Origin of the sequence: Nostoc sp. 106C (assembly GCF_002154725.1) — a bacterium.
Taxonomy (GTDB): Bacteria; Cyanobacteriota; Cyanobacteriia; order Cyanobacteriales; family Nostocaceae; genus Aulosira.
In genome coordinates, this window is the sequence record NZ_MTAW01000160.1 from 1 (window position 1) to 8,146 (window position 8,146).

An 8,146-nucleotide genomic window follows, 5' to 3' on the forward strand; every position below is an offset into this window, starting at 1 on the left:
CCCCTTAATCCCCTCCCCCGAAGTTTGCTCAACGGGGGGGAACCCCCGCACGCAACTTCTCTCCGCAGGCGGGGAGGGGAAGTTTTGGCTTTAGACAAAACTGGGGTGGGGTGACGAGGATCGTAATGGTAGGTGAGTGAATACAAAATCACCTTTTAACAAGGGTTTCACGTTAAGTTGACACGTATGAGCAATGCTAAACCCTTACCCGGGTATTTGTATCATTATTAAAGTGAAATGGTATGACACCTTAACAGGCTTAAGTTAAGTTGAACTTTGCCTTTGATTATGCTCCTTCAATAGCAGCAACAACACCAAAGACTAAAAATAAGCATCCACCAATCAAAGTAAGTTGACGTTCAGAGATTCTGCCAGCAATGATTTTGCCACCAATCACTGCGATCGCAGCACAAATGGCATGTCCTAACACTGCACCTATAGTTACCCCAATCGGATTATTCCCGGCTGCTAGAGCAATGGTAGCAATTTGCGTGCGATCGCCCCACTCGGCCATAAATGTCAAAACAAAGGCTTCGATTATAATTGCTAGTGGAGTTTTGCGTAGTGGTAATTCTAAATCTGCTTGCTTCACCGCAGCTTCGGCTTCTTCTACTACTTCCGTATCACAACTGGCGGGAGACATCTTACTAGCTTGATACAGAAGCTTGATACCAAAGGCAATAAACAAAGCGATTTCGGCATAATGAATATAAACTTTTGGCAACAAAGACACTGTTTGTCCCAACATCACCGAAAGGATTGTCATTGCAGCTAAAGCGGCTATCACCCCGATGAATACCAACCGCCGCGAGTGGTGCATTGCTAAAATTACGGCGATAAAAAATGTTTTATCACCTAGCTCTGAAACTGTAATTAGTAACAATCCTGCGGTAAAAGCTGTTAGCACTCTCTCAAGCTCCTGAAAAATCGTTGAACGATGTGAAGCTTGATGAAAGCGCTAAAACTTCACCAAGCTGCACACATTTTGGTGTGAACTTAGTGAAGGTCTCGCTTCCAAATATCTAATATTTGTCATCTGAACCAGGCTGAAGCCAGTATGTTGATTCAGATGCGCTGGCAATTTAAAGCCAGCAGCTACTCCCCTTCTACTTGATCTGCATTGTATATGTGTCAGCAGGAGGAGTCAAGAGAGTATGCGATCGCTTCATTCTTAGCCATTGTTATACTTGCAATTACAATTCATAATTCATTTGCTCTTGGCTCCACTGCCATCTATCAAAAGAGTGAATTCTCTTTTGTAATATAATTTTACGTGTTACTACTGAATATAGTAATGTCTGTATCCGAAGATGAAAATGGGTTGGGTAGTCTGGTTGGTGTTAAATCAGAACAGTTGCCCAATCTACAAATACTTTAGTTTATGAAAGCGAAGAATGCGATGGTGAATAATATCACTATTCAATGATTTCAATTTGCTGAATTTAATGTACAAATGGAGCTAAGCGGGTTCGAACCGCTGACCTCTGCAATGCCATTGCAGCGCTCTACCAACTGAGCTATAACCCCTTGAGATGCGTTATCTATTATGCCTAAACAGATGACGTTTGTCAATTATAAATATAATGTAAAGCATGATAGCTGTAGTGCAGAACTAAACACTCAGCACTTTACTAAGATACTTGCAGCAAGTAGCTCATACAGTGCCCCATTAAAAAGTAAACTACTAACATAGCAGCAGCAGCAAGAGCAACTAAGGTGCCTGCCAACATCAAAGAGAACTCCTTATGCTCAAAGGCTTTCTCCATTAGGTGCAGTGACCAAGCCACCAGCGCCACATCAAATAATAAAATAGGGATCAACATATTTATTAATATTTATTCATACTAGTTAATTTATATTAACACTGTTTTGAGGAAGCGTCTCTGACCTAGGATGGATGTGCATATAAGGAGAAATAATAGTTTAGGTAAGCATTCTTACTGGCACAGAGCGATCGCGCAAATAATTTTTGATTTGTTCTACGCTCAATTGCCCATAATGTAAAAGTGATGCAAGTAATGCTGCTTCTGCTTTCCCTTCGGTCAGTGCAGCATGGATATGTTCGCAATTGCCAGCACCACCAGAAGCAATCACAGGAATTTGTACAGTATTAGCGATAGATTTTGTCAATTCCAGATCATAACCAGCTTGAGTGCCATCAGCATCCATACTTGTTACCAACAGTTCTCCAGCTCCGCGCTTTTCAACTTCTTGTGCCCAAAGTAAGGCATCTTTGCCCGTATTTTCTCTACCACCTCGCACATACACATCCCAACCTGGATTTCCTGGGTCAACTCTGCGTCTAGCATCAATAGCAACAACTATGCACTGATTACCAAAGCGATCGCTTGCCCGATTAATCAAGTCTGGTTCACGTACTGCCGCAGAATTAATACTAACCTTGTCTGCTCCAGCTCGTAACAAACCTTTAACATTTTCTAAGGATTGAATCCCACCACCAACAGTTAATGGAATAAAGACCTGTTCAGCAGTCCGGTAAACTACATCAATAATCGTGTCTCGGTCTTCATGAGTCGCGGTAATATCCAGAAATACTAACTCATCCGCACCGGCATCATTGTAAACCTTTGCCAGTTCTACCGGATCGCCTGCATCTTGCAGGTTAACAAAGTTAACTCCTTTTACAACCCGTCCCGCCTTCACATCTAAGCACGGTAAGATTCTTTTAGATAACATAATAATTTTTTTACTCCTGGGTAATTGTCCGGAATTTAAATTTTAAATGGGCGTGCGTGTTCTCAAGCGAAAATCTTTGTATGCCTTGTTTATGTCTAGTTTTGTAGCCCAAATGGCGCTCACACAGTTCCCAAGTCAAAGTTGATAGCTGAATTATGGCGATTATCTCCTCGAAAAAACAGCCTCAAGACCCCAATGGACAACCAAAAAAGCAGTCTCAAGAGTCAGTGAAAGCTTCTCTAGATCAAGAACTTTTGCAACCCGAAGCTGCAATTGATGAACAAGGTAAACAAGAAGAAAGTATTCGGCCGCAGCGATTTGCCGATTACATTGGGCAGAAAGACTTAAAAGATGTGCTAGATATTGCCATCAAAGCTGCCAAGTCACGGGGTGAAGTGCTGGATCATTTGCTACTATACGGACCGCCGGGATTGGGTAAAACCACAATGGCAATGATTTTAGCATCTGAGATGGGGGTTAACTACAAAATTACCAGTGCGCCAGCACTAGAACGTCCACGGGATATTGTAGGGCTACTGGTGAACTTAAAACCAGGAGATATTCTATTTGTGGATGAAATTCATCGGCTTTCGCGGATGACGGAAGAAATTCTTTATCCCGCAATGGAAGATTATCGCCTAGATATTACCATTGGCAAAGGCTCCAGCGCGCGCATTAGAAGCTTACCCCTGGCAAAATTTACTCTAGTGGGAGCCACAACTCGAGTAGGCGCTTTAACTTCACCACTACGCGATCGCTTTGGTTTAGTGCAAAAACTGCGATTCTATGAAGTTGACGAACTGAGCAAAATTGTCCTGCGCACTGCTCAATTACTCCAAACTCCGATTACAGAAGATGGAGCCACAGAAATTGCTCGGCGATCGCGGGGAACGCCACGGATAGCCAATAGATTACTGAAGCGAGTACGTGATTATGCGGAAGTTAAAACATCTGGGGAAATAGATGAAAGTGTTGCAGCCGAAGCATTACAACTATTCCAAGTAGATCCATGTGGTTTAGATTGGACAGATCGCAAGATGTTGAGTGTAATTATTGAGCAATTTAATGGTGGTCCAGTGGGATTAGAAACAATAGCCGCCGCTACAGGTGAAGATACCCAAACAATAGAAGAAGTATACGAACCTTATTTGATGCAGATTGGCTATTTAAGCCGGACTCCCCGTGGCAGAACAGCGACAACCGCAGCATACAAGCATTTAGGTTTTAAGCCGCCTAATGGACAGATGTCTTTGCTGTAATGATTTTAGATAGAAGTCAAGGATCAAGAGTCAAGAGTCAAAAATTCTCAGTTATTTCTCTCGCCTCCTCCTTGTCCTCTTCCAATGCCCAATGCCCCATGCTCCATTACAGATAAAGCAAAATGATTCAGTTAATTAGCATTTTTCTCAGTCTGTTGCTTGTGTTTGGCTGGGGTACACCAGTCATGGCACTATCCCAACCTCCGAGTGTGACTCAAGAGCAGTTACAACAAGGGGATGAGTTGGCGAATAAAGCTTTTGCGGCTACCAATAAAGGTGATTTTGCCACAGCTGAAAGTTACTGGACACAGATAATTGAGCAATTTCCTACCAATGCCGGTGCATGGAGTAATCGCGGCAACTCTAGGGTAAGTCAGAACAAATTACAAGCAGCACTGACAGATTACAACAAAGCCGTAGAACTTGCCCCGAACGTTACCGATCCTTATTTAAATCGCGGTACAGCCTTAGAAGGGTTGGGAAAATGGTCAGATGCGATCGCAGATTATAATCATGTCCTAGAACTAGATCCCAAGGATGCGATGGCATATAACAATCGCGGCAATGCCAAAGCAGGTCAGGGAAAATGGTCAGATGCGATCGCTGATTACAAAAAATCCTTTGAAATTGCTCCAAATTTCGCCTTTGCTCGCGCTAACTATGCTGTTGCGCTTTATGAAACAGGTCAAACTGACCAAGCCATCCGCGAATTGCGAAACATCACCCGCAAATATCCTAACTTTGCTGATGTGCGTGCTGCTTTGACAGCTGCATACTGGGTGGGGGGACAAAAAGGCGAAGCCGAAAGTAACTGGGTAGCAGCCGTCGGATTGGATAGCCGTTACAAAGATATCAACTGGGTAACAAATACTCGCCGTTGGCCGCCTAGCTTGGTAGCAGCCTTGGATAAGTTTTTGAAACTCCAATGATTTCTTAGGGAAGTATCAATACTTAATGCTTTGCATACAGGTAAGTGCTTCCCAGTAGTTTATTTTAAGAAGCAATGGGCGATCGCACCCATCTTTTAGATCAAGATTTTACCAATTCCTGAATCTGTCCTGGGGTTAATTCCTCCACGTTGCTCAAAACTACTGTTGCTCCCGCTTTTTTTAGCGTTTCAGCATAAGCATTACGACGGGCTGCTGTTTCTTGTACATGAGGTGGTAAAACGCCTACACCAATCCAAGTGCGCTGTGGGTGCAAATTTCTGGCTTTCTCAACTGTATACATATCAGCTACCGTATCTCCCACATATAATACAGGAGGTAAATTCTTACACCCATTCTCCAAAATTTGGACAGTAGCAAAAAGTCCTGTGGGATCTGGTTTGCCTGGTGCATCCTCCATCGCAATTAACACTGGAGACTTTAAGCCTAGGCGTTTTTCTAAAATATAGTTAGCCGAACCACGCGTTGCACCGCTAAAAAATCCCCAAGCAATTCCAGCTTGTGTTAGTTGTTCTAAGTAGCTATGTTGTAATAATAAGGGTTCATCACAGATATACCCAGTGAAATTTTCGGGGTCTGTACCTCGGTAACGGGATTGAAAAAAAGCAACAATAGTGTTGTAGTCAAGTTGAAGTTGCTCGCGCGGCTGTCCTTGAGATTGAAAGTAACGGTAAATTAATTCTTGAGATGCTTCCCAATCGTTATTCCAGATACCTTCGGATTTCAACTGGTCAATATCTAATGGTGTCGGACGATAAGCTTGATTGGTAAAATACTCAACAGTATCTGCGATCGCGCGACGATAGGAACCGCTAACATCGCGAATCACGCCGTCAATATCGAAAACTACTATCGCTTTTGGTGAAAGTTGTTCTGTCATAAGATGGTATAGATTGAAAACTCAAAAAAGCTCATTATCTAATCCTGGCTGCTAATTAGCAATCACTCTTTAGCCATGTGGTGAGGTATTGCGTTAAAATAAGCGATCGCGAACTTAGTAAGTAATGCTTGGATATTCCCCGGAGGTTTGATTGACCAAGTTTATTTTAAAAATTCTGTGGTTAGACGAGAACGTTGCTCTTGCTGTCGATCAAATTGTAGGCAAAGGCACAAGTCCTCTAACCAAGTACTTTTTCTGGCCTAGAAACGATGCTTGGGAAGAGTTAAAGAAGGAACTGGAGTCTAAACACTGGATTAGCGATTTGGATCGGGTTGAGTTACTCAATAAAGCCACAGAAGTAATTAACTACTGGCAAGAGGAAGGCAGAAACCGTCCAATGGCAGAAGCGCAGTTGAAATTTCCTGAAGTTGCCTTTACAGGTAGCGCTTGAAATTTCTCAATTAGTCTCCCTGCTGTTCTACAAGTTGCCACAATTTGATGGTCTTGTCCCTGCTGCCGCTAGCAATCAGTTGTGCATCAGGGCTAACAGCAACGGTAGATACAGAGTCTGCATGGCCAGAAAGAGTAGCAATTTCTTCTGCTGTGCTAACTTTCCAAAGTTTAACAGTGCGATCGCGACTGGCACTAATTAGCATTGTGCCATCAGGCGTGAAAGCCACTGCTACAACTGACCAAGAATGGCCCAACAGTGTGGTAATTACCTGACCAGTGTTTACCTCCCATAATTTAATAGTGTTATCATCGCTACCCGTCGCCAAAATTTTCCCATCGGGACTAAAAGCGATCGTTAAAACCGCCCATGCATGACCTGAAAGGGTGCCTAACAAGGTGCAATCTGGGCGGTTTTTAAATTCTCCTGTTGCTTCCTGAGATTTCAATAACACCTCAGTAGTAGGTAACTGCCACAGGCAAATCGTGCGATCAAAACTAGCGCTGGCTAAAAGTTGCCCTTGCACGCTAAACGCCACTGAAGTCACCTGTAATTGGTGTCCGGTGAGAGTACAAATTACTTTGCCAGTATTCACATTCCAGAGTTTGACTGTCTTATCCCAACTACCACTAGCGATAATCTGTCCATCTGGACTGAAAGCTACTGATTTTACGGCGTGTGAGTGTCCAACTAAAGTGCAGATTTCTTGAAATTGATTAATATCCCGCAATTTAATAGTGTGATCGTCGCTAGCCGTGGCTAATATCTTGCCATCAAGACTGTAGGCTAATGATTTTACTGCTTGGGAATGCCCTGATAGGGTAGCTAAGACTTTATGAGTATTTAAGTCCCACAATTTAATGATTTTGTCATCACCACTAGCTAATGTTTTGCCATCAGGGCTGAAACTAACACAGTTTATCCCAGCAGATACACTGGAAAGCCCACTCAAGGTATCTATGCATTGCCATAAATTATTTTGAATTTTGAATTTTGAATTTTGAATTTTAGATTCGATACCCATTGCTAGCATGACTTCATCAGCTGATTGAAAGCGTTGGCTGATAGACTTTTGCAGCAGTTTATTGAGGATTTTTGTGAGGTTTAGGCCCCTCGCATCTTGTCGCCAGACATCGCTTACTCTGGTGCTAAGATACTCTTGCCAGACCCAGCAATCATTCGCAACATCATATAAATCAAAGGGCGGAATCTGGGTTAGTAGGTAAATGCATGTTACACCTAAACTGTAAATATCGCTGGCAAAAACTGCTTTTCCCTTTGCTTGCTCTGGTGCAATATATTCTGGGCTACCGATGCAATTTTCAGCTATTAGTTGGTCAAGTTCTTGGGCAAGTTTAGCCGTACCAAAATCAACTAAAACTAATTCCCCGGAGGCTCTGCGGATAATATTTTCTGGTTTAATATCGCGGTGGATAATGTTGCGATCGTGGATAAATTTCAAAACTGGCAATATATCTACTAAAAGTTGCCAAATTTGATTTTCACTAAAAGCTCCTTCATCTTCCAACAAAGTAGCTAAATTACTACCTGCGATAAACTCCTGTACTAAGTAAAAGTGTTGTTCATCCTGGAGGTGTGCTAGTAAAGCAGGAATTTGAGGATGCTGGCCTAGTAGCTTTAGCTGTTGTGCTTTTTGGACAAAGCTTTCTGGTGTTTGATTTTGGCAGGATAATTGTTGAATAACACAAGGAACTGGGGGAAATTGATTCTCATCTACAGCGAGGTAGGTTTTGCAGAATCCCCCTTGACCAATTAGCTGGAGTACACGATAACGATTTTGTATCAGCAAAATTTCCCTGCCAGAGTTATCAGCCAGATTAGATTTAACATAAATTTCTCAGAGGGTGACAACCTACCTATAAAGGTTGCTGCATAAGGGATAGGGCATAGA

The 8,146-nt window shown here is 42.7% G+C and carries 8 protein-coding genes and 1 tRNA gene; 3 read left to right on the top strand and 6 right to left on the bottom strand.

Annotation, left to right across the window (positions count from 1 at the left end; genetic code table 11):
* Nucleotides 1–286: 286 nt before the first annotated feature.
* The 4 genes from BV375_RS24235 to hisF all read right to left on the bottom strand — a co-directional run bounded on the left by BV375_RS24235 (nt 287) and on the right by hisF (nt 2,697).
* Nucleotides 287–907: a TMEM165/GDT1 family protein gene (locus BV375_RS24235; protein WP_086765277.1), complete on the bottom strand. Its 621-nt coding sequence runs from the start codon at nt 905–907 to the stop codon at nt 287–289.
* A 547-nt stretch (nt 908–1,454) separates the two neighbouring features.
* Nucleotides 1,455–1,527 (bottom strand) — tRNA-Ala (locus BV375_RS24240).
* Nucleotides 1,528–1,631: 104 nt separating this feature from the next.
* Nucleotides 1,632–1,823 (bottom strand): hypothetical protein, encoded by a 192-nt coding sequence (locus BV375_RS24245; RefSeq protein WP_015128896.1) that lies wholly within the window; start codon nt 1,821–1,823, stop codon nt 1,632–1,634.
* Between the two features lie 100 nt (nt 1,824–1,923).
* The gene (hisF, locus tag BV375_RS24250) at nt 1,924–2,697 is read right to left on the bottom strand and encodes an imidazole glycerol phosphate synthase subunit HisF (RefSeq protein WP_086686552.1); all 774 of its coding nucleotides are present in this window, start codon (nt 2,695–2,697) and stop codon (nt 1,924–1,926) included.
* Nucleotides 2,698–2,852: 155 nt separating this feature from the next.
* Here hisF and ruvB point away from each other — a divergent pair, with 155 nt between their 5' ends.
* Together ruvB and BV375_RS24260 are read left to right on the top strand one after the other, a co-directional pair.
* Complete coding sequence (gene ruvB / locus BV375_RS24255) at nt 2,853–3,956, top strand: Holliday junction branch migration DNA helicase RuvB (RefSeq protein ID WP_086765278.1); 1,104 nt, start codon at nt 2,853–2,855, stop codon at nt 3,954–3,956.
* A 122-nt stretch (nt 3,957–4,078) separates the two neighbouring features.
* The gene (locus BV375_RS24260) at nt 4,079–4,885 is read left to right on the top strand and encodes a tetratricopeptide repeat protein (RefSeq protein WP_086765280.1); all 807 of its coding nucleotides are present in this window, start codon (nt 4,079–4,081) and stop codon (nt 4,883–4,885) included.
* A gap of 100 nt (nt 4,886–4,985) precedes the next feature.
* Here the strand turns inward: BV375_RS24260 and BV375_RS24265 are convergent, their stop codons facing one another.
* Nucleotides 4,986–5,783, bottom strand: a complete 798-nt coding sequence (locus tag BV375_RS24265) for a TIGR01548 family HAD-type hydrolase (RefSeq protein WP_086765282.1) — start codon at nt 5,781–5,783, stop codon at nt 4,986–4,988.
* A 151-nt stretch (nt 5,784–5,934) separates the two neighbouring features.
* Between BV375_RS24265 and BV375_RS24270 the strand changes: the two genes are divergently transcribed.
* Nucleotides 5,935–6,234: a 30S ribosomal protein PSRP-3 gene (locus BV375_RS24270; RefSeq protein WP_086686548.1), complete on the top strand. Its 300-nt coding sequence runs from the start codon at nt 5,935–5,937 to the stop codon at nt 6,232–6,234.
* Between the two features lie 10 nt (nt 6,235–6,244).
* On the opposite strand, the gene BV375_RS24275 is transcribed toward BV375_RS24270, so the two are convergent.
* A complete protein-coding gene (locus BV375_RS24275; RefSeq protein WP_086765284.1) occupies nt 6,245–8,044 on the bottom strand; it encodes a serine/threonine-protein kinase in 1,800 nt (599 codons plus the stop codon).
* Between the last annotated feature and the right edge of the window lie 102 nt (nt 8,045–8,146).